Source organism: Nostoc commune NIES-4072 (assembly GCF_003113895.1).
GTDB lineage: Bacteria > Cyanobacteriota > Cyanobacteriia > Cyanobacteriales > Nostocaceae > Nostoc > Nostoc commune.
On the sequence record NZ_BDUD01000001.1, the window covers coordinates 1172131 to 1189632 of the forward strand.

Sequence of the window (17502 nt, forward strand, 5' to 3'; positions counted from 1 at the left end):
ACTGAAAAATTACATTGGTATTGGGCTAACAAAAAATGATGGCAACTTTAAGAATCAAGCACAATGACACCTGATAGTGTTACAGATCACAGATGTAAATAGTGAAATTAATTAAACTTACTGCTAATTCCTCTAAAAAAACTTATGAAACACTTTTTATTAACTTGGCTTGGTACTGCGGTGGCGTTATTGATTACTACTAAAATCGTTTCGGGATTCGTGGTCACAGGTTTTGTGAGTGCCTTGGTTGCTGCCTTTGTTATTGGTCTGGTTAATGCATTTGTTAGACCAATTTTGCAGATTTTGGCCTTTCCGATTACCTTACTCACCTTTGGTTTGTTTGCATTGGTGATTAACGCCTTAACCCTTTGGCTGGCAAGTGTTTTAACTCCTGGTTATGGTTTTGAGATTCAGGGCTTTTTACCTGCGTTGTTAGGTTCCATTGTGCTAGCTATTGTTTCTAGCGTAATTAACTATTTTTTGAGAGTTGTTGACTAGAAAAATTAATCAATTGTAATACTCATATTTGAGGCTTGGGCAACAGCTAGTACCGCAAGACGGAAGTCAAAAGTCACTCATGCTTGAATTTTGAGCTTTCTGGCTGTAATAAAATGGTAGGTTTATTTCCGCCGACCTGTACTAGTTTTACTTTAGCTAATGACAAATGACTAATGACAAATGACTAATTATATTTAAGGCTTGGGCAACAGCTAGCGTTACCGCTCCTGGTTGCCCTTCTAGCTGAAAAATCTGTTTAGGAACTAAGAACCTTACTCCCAATGCTTCTGTGCTGTTAAAAGGGGAAGCAGTCAACAATGGGGTTTGAGTAGCTGCAAGAATAGCAGCTGCCTCTGCTACGCTAGGTGTACCTACTTTGTGGTTGGTAATTGTGGCAGGGTTGGGGACACAGACACAGCGAAGAATTTGGGCAGAAAAAGTTTTTAGAGGCAAATTGCGTAGGTTACAAAGTTCTACTAAACCAACTTCTGAGGATTTAGTGTCAATGGTAGCAAAACCTGCGATCGCACTTTGAAAAAGTTGATTTTCTTGAAATATTTGCTCAATTGCTTGATCAATCAACTGCCATGAGGTTCCCCGTTTACAACCGATTCCTACCCATAAAGCCTGTTGCACTTGGTGTATTTCCTTATTCAATTCGTCAGGATTTGGTTTACTCCAACAGCCAACCAAATAAATCTCCCACCGTCAGCCTCAATTCACTTGCAAAAAACCGCAAAGTACACAAAGAAAAAATCACCTTAACTCTTACTCTGCGTACCTTTGCGCTACCTTAGCGTACCTTTGCGTTAAAAAAAAATTACATCCTCTCCAATACCTGAATTCCCAATAAAGACAATCCCAACTTCAGAGTTCTAGCAGTCAAATCACATAAAACCAAGCGTGATGTCCTCTGCGGTTCCTCGGCTTGTAATATGGGACAGCGATCATAGAATTGGTTAAACTTCTGACTCAGTTCAAACAAATACTCACATAAACGATTAGGCAGCAAGTCTTGTTCTACACTACTAATAACTTCATCGAGTTGAAGTAAATATTTTGCTAGCGCTAATTCTGTTTCATGCTGCAACAAAACGGCATTCTTTCCCAACTCTTTAAAGTTAATATCACCCTTGCGACTAATCCCATGAATTCGCGCATAAACATACAGCATATAGGGCGCAGTATTACCTTTAAGATCCAGCATTTTGTCGTAGCTGAAAATGTAGTTACTGGTGCGATTTTGGCTTAAGTCTGCATACTTAACTGCGCTGATCCCAACTACCCTAGCAACTTCATTAATAAATTCTTCAGTTTCTTGGCGTTCTTCTTTTTGTAATCTAGTTTTTAGATCAGCATGGGCACGAGAAACAGCTTCATCTAATAAATCCCGCAACCGCACAGTGTCCCCAGAACGAGTTTTGAATTTCTTCCCATCTTCTCCTAACACCAACCCAAAGGGTACATGCACTAATTCCACATCATCGGGAATCCATCCAGCTTTGCGTGCTACTTGGAAAAATTGGGCAAAGTGGTTTCCTTGTCCAGCATCTGTTACATAAATTATCCGCTTTGCTTGATCCTGCTGAATCCGGTAGCGGAGGGATGCTAAATCTGTCGTGGCGTAGTTATAGCCGCCATCTGACTTCTGCACAATTAAAGGTAAAGGTTCACCTTCTCTATTTGTAAACCCTTCCAGAAAAACGCATTTTGCGCCCTGGTTTTCTACCAGTAAGCCAGATTTTTCTAAATCTTCCACAACTTCTGGTAATAAGGGATTATAGAAAGATTCACCCCGTTCAGTCAACTTAATATCCAGCAACTCATAAATTATTTGAAACTCCTGCCGTGATTGTTCGCACAGCAGTTTCCAAGCATGGAGTGTATCTTCTGCACCTGCTTGTAATCTTACGACTTCTTGCCGTGCTGTTTCTTGAAAAGCTGCATCTGTATCAAAGCGTTGTTTGGCTTTGCGGTAAAAAGAGACTAAATCACCAATATCTAAAGCATTAGCGGTGGTAAGTGCGTCTGGGTAAACTTCCCGCAGATAGGCAATTAACATCCCAAATTGCGTACCCCAATCACCGATATGATTTAACCGTAAAACATCGTGTCCTTGAAATTCTAAAATCCGGGCGATGGAATCACCAATAATCGTAGAACGCAAGTGTCCAACGTGCATTTCTTTAGCAATATTCGGACTGGAAAAATCCACAATTTCCCGCTTGGGCGTTTTCGCGGCTGGAACTCCCAACCTGGGATCAGCTTGAATGTCATTCAGTTGTGCTTCTAGGTATGCCGTTTTCAGCTTCAGATTGATAAATCCTGGCCCAGCGATTTCCGGGGGTTCGCAGATTTCGGATACATCTAGTTTCAGGGCGATCGCACCTGCGATCGCTCTTGGTTGCAATCCTTTCTTTTTACTCAGGGATAAAGCCACATTCGCCTGATAATCACCAAATTTAGGATTGCTAGCAGAAACCAAAATTGGATCTACTCCAGCAAAATCAGCGCCAAAAGCCGCAACTATTGCCTTCTCAAGCTGAACTTTTAGTTTTTCTTGTGTAGCGTTCATATATAAATTTTATCTGGGAGAGAGAATGTAGCTCTAGAAAAGCTTGATTATTAACTTTAGCATTTCATTTTGAGCCACTCGATTCATGAGAAATGTTTTTGTCCCTCTACTTAGCAATGCTGAAACCCACGACAAAATTACGGACATAAATTACGATACAATGTCGTTTACCTTTCTTTCTCAATAAGACACTATATCTGTAATATAAATTTCATCTATAGAACTAGTATTTGATTTCTGAAAAGATACGTAGGGTGTGTTAGCGACAGCGTAACGCACCATCATCAAGGGTTTGGTGCGTTACGAACTGCGTTCTAACACACCCTACAATACCTAATTTCGTTCAAAAATCAAATATGATTCCTATATACAGATAAGCGTTAGCATGAAAGTACGCGAAGTTATCAAACGACTAGAAGCTGATGATTGGTATCTTGCTAGAACTAAAGGTAGTCATCGACAGTTCAAACATCCAGATAAACCCAATACTGTAACAGTGTCTGGTAAACCAAATGTAGATGTGCCAATTGGTACTCTTAAAAATATCTGGAGACAAGCTCAATTGGAGGAAGAGTAATGCGTTATACAGTTGTGATTGAAAAGGGAGAAACTAGTTACGGCGCTTATGTTCCTGATTTACCCGGTTGTGTAGCTGTGGGTGAAACCTTAGAAGAAATCAAGCAGATGATTGCAGAAGCTATTGAATTTCATCTAGAAGGAATGCTAGAAGATGGTTTACCTATTCCTAAACCTACAAGCATCGCTCATGAGGTTGAAGTTGCAAACTACATCAAAACATAATTATCGGAAATCACTAAATTAGCTCTAAACAATCCTTCTAGTACAGATTGGCGGAAGTTCGCACCGCACTTTTAACTTACAATTTCACACCGGATACACAGCAGCTATTTGGTGTTGATGCTGGTGCTATAGTTTTCAAATAACAAACAGCACTAGCACCTTGTACTCCTGGTCGAACATAGGTATAAGCACTACACCTATTATCATTAATACAAGACTGCTGGCAAACTGAAGCGAATGGTTCAATAGGAAATCCTGAGTAATCGCTACCTGCTCTATCTCTACCAAATTCAGCAGTTACGGTAAAACGTGGAATAGTGGTTGAGAGTGGAGTCACTTGAGCTATGGCAGGTTGAGCCAATGGGAGCAAGTTTACAGCCGTACTAAAACCTAAAATCAGTAAAAGTGCCAATCCAAAAAATATAATATTTCTTGGGAAAACAAAATTTTTCTTTGCATATTGCCAAGCTGCGACTATTGTTAATTTCATAAATCTCTCTTGGGTACACAGTATTATTAATAGCTGTATACATTACAGTTATTTGCTACCAAATACCCAAATTGTTAATAATTTTACATAATTAATTCTGTCTGACTTGCAGCTACACAGTAAATGAATTAAGGCAGGGAAGATGAAAGAATCGAGTTGTATTGAAGCTTCTCTGCTTCCGCCCAAGCAAGGCACAACTGACGGAAACGATCGCCCCGCACCTCAAAATTCGGGTACTGGTCGAAACTTGCACAAGCCGGAGATAGTAACACCACAGACGCTTCATACTCCTTAGCTAATTCTGCCGCTCTCGGAACTGCCCTTTCCATCGTTTCCACAATGTGGTAAGAATAATATCCCACCTCTTGGAGACGTTGGGCAAATGTGGGTGCAGCAGAGCCAATCAATAACACAGCAGCAGCTTTGGTTTGAATTTGTGCTAGCCAGCCAGTATCATCACCTGCTTTAGCTTCTCCACCAGCAATTAAAATCGCTGGACTTTTCACAGATGCTAAACCAACTTCGGCAGCATCGTAGTTAGTGGCTTTGCTGTCGTTGATGAAATCAATACCTTCCCAAGTACAGATATGCTCCAAACGATGAGCAACACCAGGAAATTCAACAATAGCATGTGCGATCGCATCACGATTAATTCCCGCTAATCGTGCTGTTGCTACTGCCATCAAGAGATTTTGCTGGTTATGTTCTCCCACCATCCGCAAAGTAGATACTTTCACAATCGGTTCTGGTGCAGAGGTTGCAGTCAATTTTTCCACAACCCAGTCATCCTCGATGTAAAAGCCTTTTTCGCTAATAAGGAAATCTTTTCCTTTGACACTTGTCCAATAAGCATTAGGCCAAGCACTTAAACCTTGCTGCCTCAAGTAAGCATCATCGCCATTGAACACTTGCAATTCGGACTGACGCAACAGCTTGGCTTTGATGTTGTAATAGTTCTCCAAAGTCTTATGGCGACTTAGATGATCCGGTGTGAAAGTCGTCCAAACACCAATACGTGGAGCAAGAGAAACAGAAGACTCTACTTGATAACTGCTAATTTCCGCAATCACCCAATCAAGTGAGGAGTTAGAAGTTAAAAGTGAGGAGTTAGGAGTTAAGAGTGAGGAATTATATGCCTCCCCTACTTCCCCTACTCCCTGTCCCCTATCCCCTGTCCCCTGTCCCCTATTAGATAGCGCAACTTCACTTGCGGCGTAGCCAATATTACCGCAGGCGGGTGCATTTAAGCCTGCTGCTTGAAAAATGGCAGCAATTAAAGCTGTGGTAGTAGTTTTGCCGTTAGTACCTGTAATTCCTACCCAAGGCAAGGATTGCAAATTTCGCCAAGCGAGTTCCATTTCCCCAATGGTTTCAATACCTAATTGGCGTGCCTTGATTAATACAGGAATATCCCAAGGCACACCAGGGCTAACGACTATTAATTGAGGTAAATTAGCACCATTCAATTCTAGGGATTGGCCTAGTTTCACGGTTATTTGCTCGGCAGCGAGTTCTTGTTGTTGTTGTAGGAGGGTTTCGGAGGTATTGCTATCACTTAGCTCTACCTCCCAACCTTCCCGTTTCAACAATCTCGCCGCAGCAACACCGGACTTTCCCAATCCAATTACAGTAGCTCTGGACATAGATTGCAGCAGAGTGTCCCTGGTTAAGCACTCCCTATACTAGCGTCTATTGGCAAAAATTACACAACTTTTTGTTGACTTACGCTACAGATTTTTGACGATCGCCCCAAAATCAGCTAAAACACGGGCATGATTGCGAACTAATCCAAGTAAGTGCAATCGATTACGCTTAACTTCTGGATCTGAGTCCATAACTAATACGCTATCTGGGCCATCAAAGAAGTTACTAACTGTCGGAGCAATTTTTCCTAGTGCTGCTAATAACAGTTGATAATTTCGTGTCTGCTGTGCTGCTTGAGTTTGTGGTACTGATTCGATTAAGGCATTATACAAAGCTGTCTCAGAGGGCTTTTGGAATAATTCTTGACGAACTACGGTTGTCGGTTCTAGCTGTTTTGTATCCAAATCACCTTGGGCGGCTAATCGTGTGGAACGGTTAACAGTTTCGTAGATGTTATCTAAGGTACTGTCGTTGCGGATTTGTTGTAAGTATAAGGCGCGATCGCGTACATCCAATAAATCTTTTAACGCTCGTTCTGTGTATTCTGGGTCATTTTCTCCCAAAACTGCATTTACCAAATCGTAATCAATCTTTTCTTCTTGTAGTAAGGTGCGGATGCGTTGTAAGAAAAACTCTTGTAACGCTGCGGTTAATGATGCCTGATCTTTATGATATTTCGCTGCAAAGTCTGTGGATATTTGCGCTAATAAATCATCTAAATTTATCGGCAAATTATAAAACCAAGTAATTTTAACTACAGCATTAGCAGCACGGCGCAAAGCGAAGGGATCAGAGGAGCCAGAGGGAATTAAACCTAAACCAAAGATACTTACTAAAGTATCTAATCTATCTGCCAAACCGACAATTTGACCTGTGAGGGTTTCGGGAAAATTATCACCGGCTCCCGTTGGCAAATAATGTTGATAAATTGCCTTTGCTACTTCTCTATCTTCACCACTGGCTAAGGCATATTTTTCTCCCATAATGCCTTGCAATTCCGGGAATTCATACACCATTTGAGTAACCAAATCCGCTTTACATAATAAAGCAGCACGTTGGATTTTTTGACTTTGATGTTCTGCTAATTCTAATTGGGTGCTTATTCGCTCGGCAATCTTAACTACTCTATCTACCTTGGCACGCACCGAACCCAATTCTTCTTGGAAAGTAACTTTTTCTAACTGGGGTAAAAAGCTTTCTAACGGCTTAGTTAAATCAGCTTCGTAGAAGAATCTGCCATCAGCTAATCTGGCACGAATTACTCTTTCATTCCCAACAGCAACAATATCTGATTTTTTGGGATCAGCGTTAGAAATAGTGATGAAATTGGGCAATAATTCTTTCTCAGAACTATCTGGTTTAAATACAGGGAAATAACGCTGATGAGTAACCATGACTTCAGTAATTACCTCAGTTGGTAATTCCAAAAATTCTGGTTCAAATTTACCAACAACTGCGGAAGGATATTCTACAAGGTTGGTTACTTCCTCTAATAAATCGGGGTAAATTACTGTATACCCGCCTAAATTATCCGCTACTGCCTTTACTTGCTCTTTGATAATATTTGCCCGTTCTTCTGGGTCAACGGTGACAGATGCAGACTTGAGGGCGGTAAGATAATCGGTAGCTTGGGCAATTGTCACAGGATCAGGATGTAAGACCCGATGACCTTGAGAAATGCGATCGCTCTGAATTGTTTTAGAACCATTCACTAATTCTAGAGGTAGTACCGTCTCGTCTAACAAAGCTACCAACCAGCGAATTGGTCGGGAAAACCTCGCATCTCCATTTCCCCAACGCATTAACCGCTTACCTTCTAAACCCCAAATCCATTGGGGAATAAGTTCTGTCAAAATTTCCGCCACAGGACGACCCGGAATTCTTTTTTGCACAAAGACAAATTCCCCTTTGTCAGTGGGGCAAAGGAACAGCGCATCTAATTCCACACCTTGTTTTTTGGCAAAGCCCACTGCTGCTGCTGTCGGCTGACCATCTTTAAAGGCGGCTTGGGCGGGGGGCCCTTTAATTTCTTCTTCTCGGTCTGGCTGCTGGAATGGTAGACCTTTAATCACTACCGCCAGACGCCGGGGAGTACCGTACACCTGGACACTTTCACCCTTGAGGCTGTTTGCTTCCAAGCTTTGGGGAATGCGCTCCTGCAATTGCACTAAAGCATCACTGAGAAAACTTGCAGGTAGTTCTTCTGTACCAACTTCTAATAGAAACGCAGGCATATAACACTGTTTTCAACTTTGCGTAGCTCAACTTTATCAGTTATTCTCAAGCGATCGCTCGTGATTTTTAGTCAGCCTTGCCAGATACATCTTGCTCGATAAAGTCGAGCTTAGGTTTGTTAGATAGATTTGGTGTTTTATCCAAAACTTCATAAAAAAGTGTTGAACTTCATAAAGTTATTACATTTATTACCTTAGTTTTATGCGGTATTTACCTATATATATTTCTATCGTAAGCTTAGTTTTGTTTAATGCATTGATATTTGCATTATTTCAATCAACTTTGGAGCTATGATGATGAAAAACATATTTACCAAAATTGCCGCGATCGCAGCAACTAGTGCTGCTTTTAGTGTTGCTGTTGCTGCTGCTAACAATCCAGCCCAAGCTATTGATTTAAACTTTAGCTGGCAAGGTGATGCTGGTTACTCAGCAATAGGTTCATTCAGCTACGACGAAACTACAGCACCTACAATTATTTCAGAAAGTGGTAGTGGAGCAACCAACTTTTTACAATCCTTGAATGTCTCCTTCTTAGACCCATCTAATAATCCTCTGGGAACTTATAACACCGTTAGTGGTGGGGTGTCACAATCTGATTTCTTCGCTTTCAACTTTGATACTTCCACTCAAACACTGTTCGGCCCGTTTGATGTAGCAGGAGGAACGGGTGTAATTGGAGAATATTTCCTTCAGGGAACTATTGGCGACTCTTTGCGATTACGTCAGGATGTAGATCAACAAGGGACATCAATAACACTAGATCAAAATTCTGGCTCTATTCAGGTATCCAAAGTTCCTGAACCTGCTTCTATGTTGGGTTTGCTAGCATTTGCTGCTTTAGGTGTAGGTTCATCTTTAAAGAAAAAGCAAGCCTCTTGCTAGAAATTAGGGCTTTCTAGTCAGAGCTTACCACATTTACTGAATCTCTATTCTAGCCGTACTAGTTCAGTGAACTGGTAGGGCTATCATTAAAACTGATTAATTCTCATCAACACTATGTGCCAGTTTAAAGGGCGGAATGTGGGTTATATGCACGAGCTTGAATATGATGGTAGAATTCCCCAAGTGTAAATTTACGCATTAATTTAGAAACAAGCAGGAAAAATATTCTCATAAATAACCAGAAACTAAAAACTATGTCTTGAAGAGGATGTTTTAAAAGGGTACTTTACTCTCATGGTGAACACAGCGAAGCATTTCAGTACATAATTGAAAGTTGATGTTTTCGTTATAGTTCATCTAAGTCAGAACCAGAAAATTATACCTTCTGGAACTTTTAAAACGACCTCTAAAAACCTAAGCTATTTACACGCAATGATATTTGAATTTTTAATTGTTTTATGCAATATAAAAATTACCTTTTAAAAACCACTAAAAAATTCATCAACAATGCTTAACGCACTGTTAATGAAACAAATTTACAAATTAAAATAAGTAATAAAAGTAGCAGCCTATACTGACTATTAAGGAATAAATCCGATTATATCCGGGTGTCTTCACAAAATTCATAAATAACTCATGCACATACTGATTTATTCCTATAACTATCATCCAGAGCCAATTGGTATTGCTCCGTTAATGACTGAATTAGCAGAAGGATTAGTAAAGCGAGGTCACCAAGTGCGGGTGATTACAGGAATGCCCAACTATCCTCAGCGCGAAATTTACGATGAGTATCGCGGTAAATGGTACGTTACTGAACAAATAAATAGCGTCATAATTCAACGAAGTTACCTACGAATTAAATCTAAACCTAATCTTTTAGATCGCTTGTTGCTGGAGTTGAGCTTTGTTTTCACGAGCTTACCCCAAGCTTTTAAAGGCAGACGTCCAGATGTGATTATTTTAACAGTACCGCCTCTTTTCGGTACTTTACCAGTAACAATATTTGGTTGGTTATACAATTGCCCAGTAGTTCTAAATGTGCAAGATATTCTACCAGATGCTGCGGTACGTATTGGGCTATTGAAGAACAAGTGGATGATCCGAACTCTTGCAGCCCTAGAAAAATTTGCATATCGGTCTGCACATACTATTAGTGTCATTGCCGATGGATTTCGTGATAATTTGGTGAATAAAGGAGTACCTGTTAATAAAATCGTTTGTATTCCCAATTGGGTGAATGTAAATTTCATCTGCCCATTACCAAAACAGAACAATTCCTGGATATCTAGCCATCAACTTGATGGAAAATTTGTGGTACTTTATTCGGGCAATATTGCTCTAACGCAAGGTTTAGAAACAGTAATAGAAGCAGCAGTTTGCTTACGTCATATTAAGGAGATTGTCTTTGTTATCGTTGGCGAATCAATAGCATTGCAAAGGTTGCAGAAATATTGTCTTTTAAATGGAGCAGATAATGTTTTGCTGCTACCGTTACAGCCACGAGAAAAACTACCAGAAATGCTAGCAGCATCTGATGTAGGGTTGATTGTGCAAAAACGCAATGTTATTTCGTTCAATATGCCTTCAAAAATACCACTACTGTTGGCGAGTGGTCGCCCAATTGTGGGTTCAGTTCCCGCCACTGGTACTGCTGCAAAAGCAATCAAACTAAGTGGTGGTGGGATAATTGTTGAGCCAGAATCACCTGATGCAATGGCTGCTGCGGTGCATGATTTATATACTAATCCTACTCTAGGGACGAATCTAGGTAACGCCGGAAGGCAATTTGCCGAAGAAAACTATTCTTTGGAGCAAGCACTTAATCGATATGAAGGGCTATTTTCTCATATTGTTGCTAACCGAAAATCAACTCTAGGTATCTTACCGAAATTAAATTCCAAGAAATCAGTTGTAGATGGTTAATATGGCTGGATACTAGAGATTTTTTCGCAAAATGAGATGCTTTCTTAATTAGTCAACATTAAGCACCTGGGAAGACAAAACCGTAATTAGGAAAAATTAAATCACCCATTCGGGTGAGTTGAAAATCAACCGATTGGGTGACCTAAGTGTAGGAAGTTGAGACTGCTCAAAAATAGGAATCTAGAGAACATTAGTTAAATTGCACGTCGTTCTTGATAAGGATAACTCGATGAAACTTGCAACCTTGCTTAATAAGACTGAATTAACAGCACAGGCGGTAGCCATAGTACTAGGTCGAAGCAAGCTACACGCTGCGTGTAGCAGACGAGCCTTTCCAAAAGTTGGCATTGCTCCTTACTTTTCTCTTCCCTAAGATCAGTATTCACTACTACTTAAGAGCGATAAACTCATCTGTAACTTATATTTATCTCGTCTTTTATGTGGTTATAATGCAAGCAAGCACTTGCAAACGCTTATGGAAAACTTAGCATCAAGGACGGCACAAACTCATGCACGCTTGATCAAGGCAGCAACTCAGGTGTTTGCAACAGCAGGAATAAATGGAGCGAGAACGCGAGAAATTGCTCGTGTTGCTGCGGTCAATGAGGTAACTTTATTTCGTCATTTCCAGACCAAAGAGCAACTACTAGCTGCTGTGATTACTGAAGCGATCGCTTTACAGACAGAAGCTTTAGCCTATCACGACGACTGGACTCAAGACCTATATATTGACCTCAAGAATTATGCAAATCTTTGCAACCAGATGATAGAGGAGCATGAAGACCTGATTCGGACATTTATTGGGGAAGCGAAGCGACATCCCCAAGCCGCTCGTCTGATTTTATATGAGGCTGACAAATCGCTGCGCGAAGAGCTAGTTGTGTACTTGCAAAAGAATCAAGAGAAGGGCACGGTGTCCTTAGATATAGATCTAAAGGCATCTGTGGATAGTTTCACGGGTATGTTGCTTCACGGCATCCTGCGTTTTAGCGATATCCCCACCGCACTAGAGTACAGTCGTGAATGCTACGTGGAAACTTGTGTGAATTTATTTGTGCGCGGTATTAGCACTTTGCCGTTGCAGGAAGCAAGAGGTTCAATTGATTCTTCTGCAAGAAGATGAATCCTGTTTTCTCTTTCAACTAAGGTTCTGGGTTTATACTACCTGAAAAAAGTTTTATAAATTACACTTTTAAAATGATTTGAGCTAAGTAATTTACAAAATAACCAGAATGTGATTAACGACATTTATTTCAGGTGCTAGACAACGTGAGCGATCGCCCAAATATCCAAATATATATTTGTCACCAAAATCAAAAAAAAAGGTTAAAAAACTATTCAAATAATGCTTTCTTAGCGAAGAGTAGATTGCCCAAGTCTAAATTCACAAGACGAGAAACCGAATATGTCCCATTCTGAGTTCCCTGATTCTCCCCTACCCATTGAAACAGAACAGCCTACTGTTAATGATTCTAATCAAGAGTCGCAACCATTGCCAGAGCGATCGCCTAAGCCACCTCAAAAGCGGCGTTGGCCCCTGCTGTTGGGAATCGTCCTATTAATTGCAGGTGTTGGTTTTGGTTGGCGTTGGTGGCAAACTAATAATGCTAGCAATGCACCACCGGGCGGGCCTGCTGCGGGTCAACCTATGGCAATTCCCGTCAAGCTAGAAACTGTGCAAACTGAAACAGTGCAGGAAAGCTCAGAGTTTATTGGCTCCTTAGAGGCTCCACGTTCGGTAATCATCAAGCCACAGGTTGAAGGGCGAGTAACCCAGATTTTCATCCAAGAGGGGAACCGTGTTCAACAAGGGCAAGTTATTATTAGCCTACAAAGTGATGATGTCCGAGCTCAATTATCACAAGCAAAAGCCGGACTACAACAAGCCCAAGCACGTCTTGCTGAACTTGTTGCAGGTACGCGACAAGAAGAAGTTGCCCAAGCTAGAGCGCAGTTAGCCCAAGCCCAAGCTCGGTTTAGAGATGCCCAATCGGGATCACAACCAGAAGAAATTGCTCAAGCTGAGGCTCAAATTCAGTCAGCTAAATCTGATGTAGAACTAGCACAATCACGAGCCAAGCGATATTCACAATTGAGAAAAGAGGGTGCTGTTTCCCAAGATACCTTAGAAGGATATGTCAAAGAACAGCAAAGTGCTGAAGCTGCCCTTGTCGTAGCCGAGAAACGCCTAGACCAACTCCGCCAAAGCAGAAATTCTAGTATCAATGAGCTAGCTGGTGCCCTAGAACAACAGAAACAAAACTTAAGGCAACTAGAAAATGGTTCCCGCCCAGAAGAAATTGCCCAAGCGCGATCGCAAGTAAGTCAAGCAGCAGCCCAAGTCCAAGCTGCCCAAGTCCAAGTACAATACACAAAAGTCCTTGCACCTTTCACTGGCATTGTTGGTGATATTCCAACAAAGGTGGGAGATTATGTGGAAAAAGCAGACCAGCTCACTACACTGACTAGAAATGACTCCTTAGAACTGAATATTTCCGTTCCCCTAGAAGAAGCCAAAAAGCTGCGCTTGGGATTACCAGTGCAAATGTTGAATGCCGAAGGCAAACCCACAGCAAGGGGTAAGGTGAATTTCATCTCTCCAAATGCCAGTTCAGATTCGCAAACAGTTTTGGTAAAAGCCAACTTTGGTAATTCTAGAAGTCAACTGATCAACCGCCAGTCAGTCCAAACCAAAGTGATTTGGAATGAACGTCCAGGAATTTTAATTCCAGTTACAGCAGTATCTCGCCTGGGTGGAGAGACTTTTGTGTTTGTAGCTGAAGCGCCAACAGAAAAGAAAGCTGAAGCGCCAGCAGAAAAAAAAGCTGAAGCGCCAGCAGAAAAGAAAACTGGAGCACCATCTTTAGTTGCTCAACAAAAACCTGTGAAATTGGGAGTTATTGAGGGGAATAATTATCAAGTTATCGAAGGACTAAAAGCTGGAGACAAAATTGTTGTTTCCGGTATTCTTAACCTAACTAATGGCGCTCCCATTACCCCTGCACCGGAAGAAGTGGGTAGTCGGAAGCTTTAGTTGAAGATGGGAGATGAGAGAGTAAGGGGGCAAAGGGAGCAGGGGGAGATGAGGGAGACAAAAAGAATAACCAGCCCAATGCCCAATGCCCCATGCCCAATGCCTAATACCAAATACCCAATGCCCAATTTTTAAACTATGTTTGTTGACTTCTTTATTAAGCGGCCAATCTTTGCGTCGGTCAGTGCGATCATCATCCTTTTAATAGGATTAATTAGTATTCCCTCACTACCGATCGCTAGGTTCCCGGAAATTAGTCCCACCCAAATCAGTGTAACTTCCAACTATAGCGGAGCTAGTGCCGAAGTTGTAGAAAGTGGGGTGACAAATATCTTAGAAAGGCAAATCAACGGGATTGAGGGGCTAAGATATCTTACTTCTAGCAGCAGTAACGATGGTACTAGTACTATTACAGCCACCTTTGATTCATCGCGGGATAAAGATATTGCGGCTGTGGATGTGCAAAATCGTGTTTCTGTTGCCCAACCACAACTACCAGACTCTGTGCAGCGCACGGGAGTGCGAGTATCTAAAGAATCCAGCAACATTCTCTTAGCAATTGGTTTATTCGCTGAAAATAAAGAGTACGACAATACATTCTTAAGCAACTATGCCGACCTTTACATAGCAGATGCTTTAAAAAGAGTTAAAGGTGTAAGCAACGTTCAAATTTTTGGCGAACGCCGCTATGCAATGCGCCTGTGGTTAGATCCGAGCCGCCTTGCCAATCGGGGACTCACGACCAAGGATGTAGCAAATGCTCTATCAGAACAAAATTTGCAAGTTGGTGCAGGGAGAATTGGACAAGAACCCGCTCCTGAAGGACAAAGGTATCAACTTGATGTGCGTGCTGCTAGCCGATTAACAGAACCATCAGAATTTGAAGAAATTGTCCTCAAAACTCAAGATGATGGCACATTAGTCAAGCTCAAAGATGTCGGTAAAGCCGAACTGGGGGCAGAAAATTACAACACATTTCTGCGATTTCGGGGCAATGATGCTGTAGGTTTAGGGATTTATCAGGTTCCGGGCAGTAATGCCTTAGATGTAGCGAAAGGAGTCAAAGCCGAAATGGCGCGATTGGCTCCGAGTTTTCCCCCAGGAATGAAATATCAGGTAGCTTTTGACACCACATCGTTTGTAGAAGAGTCGATGTCAGAAGTCATCAAAACTTTGATTGAAGCGGTAGTGCTAGTTGTAATTGTAATTTTTGTCTTCTTGCAGGATTGGCGAACCACTTTAATTCCAGCACTGACTATTCCTTTAGCACTAATTGGGACATTTATCTTCGTCAAAATTTTTAACTTTTCCATTAATAGTTTGACTTTGTTTGGTCTTACTTTAGCATCGGGGATGGTGGTAGACGATGCGATCGTTGTTGTTGAGCAAATCAGCCGTTTTATTCAGGATAAAGGTATAAATCCTCGTCGAGCCGCAAGTGAATCAATGAGGGAACTGTTTGGCGCGGTTATTGCCACTTCATTAGTATTAATGGCGGTCTTTGTGCCAGTGGCGTTTTTCCCAGGAACCACAGGCGCACTTTATCGGCAATTTGCGCTAACCATCGCCTTTTCCATTGCGATTTCAACATTTCTAGCTTTGACCCTAACACCTTCTTTGTGTGGCGTGCTGCTACGTCAAGAACAACAAGCACCAAGGTGGATTGGCTGGCTGTTTGACCTAATTAATCGGTTCCTGGAATGGGTAAGGTCAAGTTACGAGCGATCGCTTACCTGGATGGTACGATTCAAAAGCATCGTCATTGGACTATTTATCGTTTCCTTGGGTATGACTGCTTGGCTGTATACCACAGTACCGACAGCCTTTCTCCCCGATGAAGACGAAGGCTACTTCATCACCATCATCCAAGGCCCCCAAGGCGTTTCGCTGCAATACACCAGCGATGTTATGGCACAAGTAGAAAAAGAAATCTTGCCACTTCCAGAAGTTCTAGGGACTTTCGCAGTAGGAGGATTTGGTTTTAGTGGTAGCACCGCCAATAGCGGCATTATCTTTACAACTTTAAAACCTTGGGCAGAACGCTCAAGACCCGATCAATCAGTGCAAGCCATTATTGGCAAATTACAAGGGAAGTTGTTGTCAATCCCAGAAGCCAGGGTTTTTCCTGTGAATCCGCCACCAATTCAGGGTTTAGGTAACTTTGGCGGCTTCGTTTTTCAACTGCAAGACCGCAGAGGTAACAGTGGCTTAGAAAATTTAGTCCAGTCGATGGGTAAGTTGCTAGGTCAAGCTAATCAAACACCAGGATTACGAGCTGTATTTAGCACCTTTGCCGCAGATACACCACAATTGCTTGTGGATGTAGACCGCAATAAAGCCAAATCATTGCAAGTTTCGATAGATGATGTCTTCAGTACTTTACAAACTGCTTTGGGATCGCAATATGTAAATGATTTCAATCTACAGCAGCGCAATTACCGGGTGTATATCCAGGCAGATCAACAGTTTCGTTCCAACCCCAAAGATATTGGCAAGCTATACGTTCGTTCTCAAAAGAATCAAATGATTCCTCTGAGTAACTTAGTCACAGTTACTCCGACTGTGGGAGCGCAAACGATAAATCACTACAATCTGTTCCGCTCAATTGAAATTAATGGTTCCGCCGCTCCTGGCTCTAGTTCTGGAGACGCAATTAAAGCAATGGAACAAGTTGCTAAAGAAGTTTTACCAGCAGGTTATGGCTATGAATGGTCAGGGACTGCATTAGAAGAAATAGATTCTGGTGGTTTAGCACCCCTGATTTTTGGATTAGGATTAGTATTTGTGTTTTTAGTACTAGCCGCTCAATACGAGAACTACATTGACCCGTTTATCATTCTGTTATCAGTTCCCTTAGCTATCTTTGGAGCGCTTATAGCTCAATCATTGCGGGGTTTTGCTAATGATGTTTACTGTCAAATTGGTTTAGTAATGTTGATTGGTTTAGCTAGTAAGAACGCTATTTTGATTGTGGAATTTGCTAATCAATTGCGAGAGCAAGGGCTTTCGATTACTAAAGCAGTAATTGAGGCTTCACAAGAGCGGTTACGTCCGATTTTGATGACTGCCTTTTCTACCCTTTTAGGAATTTTCCCCTTGGCTATTGCTACAGGTGCTGGCGCTGGCAGTCGTCAATCTTTAGGAACAACAGTATTTGGCGGAATGTTAATTGCAACTTTTTTGAGTTTGTTTGTAGTGCCAATTTTATATATTGTTATTAAGACAACAACAGAGCGCTTTATCAAACCAAATAGGCATCAACAATTGCAAACAGAAGCAGTTTCCTTGGATGGTAAAACTGCTGCATATTCAACAAAAGCTGAGGATTGAGTCTGTATTTTTTGTAGTTAATTTAATCCAATTGTAGCGGCAGTTTATCACCCTTGCCGCTATATATTGTAAGATTTTTATTCCT

General features: G+C 41.5%; 13 protein-coding genes. 8 read left to right on the forward strand and 5 right to left on the reverse strand.

What is annotated here, in order from left to right; translation table 11 throughout:
• The first annotated feature begins 144 nt into the window (after positions 1-144).
• Positions 145-498 (forward strand): phage holin family protein, encoded by a 354-nt coding sequence (locus tag CDC33_RS05225; protein WP_109007589.1) that lies wholly within the window; start codon positions 145-147, stop codon positions 496-498.
• A gap of 156 nt (positions 499-654) precedes the next feature.
• Here CDC33_RS05225 and CDC33_RS05230 read toward each other — a convergent pair whose 3' ends face one another.
• The gene (locus CDC33_RS05230; protein ID WP_439956588.1) at positions 655-1191 is read right to left on the reverse strand and encodes a cobalamin biosynthesis protein; all 537 of its coding nucleotides are present in this window, start codon (positions 1189-1191) and stop codon (positions 655-657) included.
• A 127-nt stretch (positions 1192-1318) separates the two neighbouring features.
• Entirely contained in the window at positions 1319-3073 is a 1755-nt protein-coding gene (gene argS / locus CDC33_RS05235) for an arginine--tRNA ligase (protein WP_109007590.1), read from the reverse strand.
• A gap of 385 nt (positions 3074-3458) precedes the next feature.
• Between argS and CDC33_RS05240 the strand changes: the two genes are divergently transcribed.
• Both CDC33_RS05240 and CDC33_RS05245 read left to right on the forward strand, forming a co-directional pair.
• Positions 3459-3650 carry a type II toxin-antitoxin system HicA family toxin gene (locus CDC33_RS05240; RefSeq protein ID WP_109007591.1) on the forward strand — a complete coding sequence of 64 codons (192 nt, stop codon included), beginning with the start codon at positions 3459-3461 and terminating at the stop codon, positions 3648-3650.
• The gene (locus tag CDC33_RS05245; RefSeq protein ID WP_109007592.1) at positions 3650-3874 is read left to right on the forward strand and encodes a type II toxin-antitoxin system HicB family antitoxin; all 225 of its coding nucleotides are present in this window, start codon (positions 3650-3652) and stop codon (positions 3872-3874) included. The genes CDC33_RS05240 and CDC33_RS05245 overlap by 1 nt, the downstream gene beginning before the upstream one ends.
• Before the next feature lie 76 nt (positions 3875-3950).
• Here the strand turns inward: CDC33_RS05245 and CDC33_RS05250 are convergent, their stop codons facing one another.
• The 3 genes from CDC33_RS05250 to glyS all read right to left on the reverse strand — a co-directional run bounded on the left by CDC33_RS05250 (position 3951) and on the right by glyS (position 8242).
• Positions 3951-4364, reverse strand: a complete 414-nt coding sequence (locus CDC33_RS05250; RefSeq protein WP_109007593.1) for a PAN domain-containing protein — start codon at positions 4362-4364, stop codon at positions 3951-3953.
• 128 nt (positions 4365-4492) lie between these two features.
• Positions 4493-6007 (reverse strand): UDP-N-acetylmuramoyl-L-alanine--D-glutamate ligase, encoded by a 1515-nt coding sequence (gene murD, locus CDC33_RS05255; protein WP_109007594.1) that lies wholly within the window; start codon positions 6005-6007, stop codon positions 4493-4495.
• A gap of 84 nt (positions 6008-6091) precedes the next feature.
• Positions 6092-8242 (reverse strand): glycine--tRNA ligase subunit beta, encoded by a 2151-nt coding sequence (glyS, locus tag CDC33_RS05260; RefSeq protein ID WP_109007595.1) that lies wholly within the window; start codon positions 8240-8242, stop codon positions 6092-6094.
• A 291-nt stretch (positions 8243-8533) separates the two neighbouring features.
• Here glyS and CDC33_RS05265 point away from each other — a divergent pair, with 291 nt between their 5' ends.
• The 5 genes from CDC33_RS05265 (at position 8534) to CDC33_RS05285 (ending at position 17417) form a co-directional block, all read left to right on the forward strand.
• A complete protein-coding gene (locus tag CDC33_RS05265; RefSeq protein ID WP_244919146.1) occupies positions 8534-9127 on the forward strand; it encodes a PEP-CTERM sorting domain-containing protein in 594 nt (197 codons plus the stop codon).
• Positions 9128-9763: 636 nt separating this feature from the next.
• Positions 9764-11053, forward strand: coding sequence for a glycosyltransferase family 4 protein (locus CDC33_RS05270; protein WP_109007597.1), 1290 nt, complete (start codon positions 9764-9766; stop codon positions 11051-11053).
• Between the two features lie 475 nt (positions 11054-11528).
• The gene (locus tag CDC33_RS05275; RefSeq protein WP_109007598.1) at positions 11529-12176 is read left to right on the forward strand and encodes a TetR/AcrR family transcriptional regulator; all 648 of its coding nucleotides are present in this window, start codon (positions 11529-11531) and stop codon (positions 12174-12176) included.
• A 282-nt stretch (positions 12177-12458) separates the two neighbouring features.
• On the forward strand, positions 12459-14087 hold the full coding sequence (locus tag CDC33_RS05280) for an efflux RND transporter periplasmic adaptor subunit (RefSeq protein WP_109007599.1): 1629 nt from the start codon (positions 12459-12461) through the stop codon (positions 14085-14087).
• Positions 14088-14225: 138 nt separating this feature from the next.
• Positions 14226-17417, forward strand: coding sequence for an efflux RND transporter permease subunit (locus tag CDC33_RS05285; RefSeq protein WP_109007600.1), 3192 nt, complete (start codon positions 14226-14228; stop codon positions 17415-17417).
• The last annotated feature ends 85 nt before the right edge of the window (positions 17418-17502 follow it).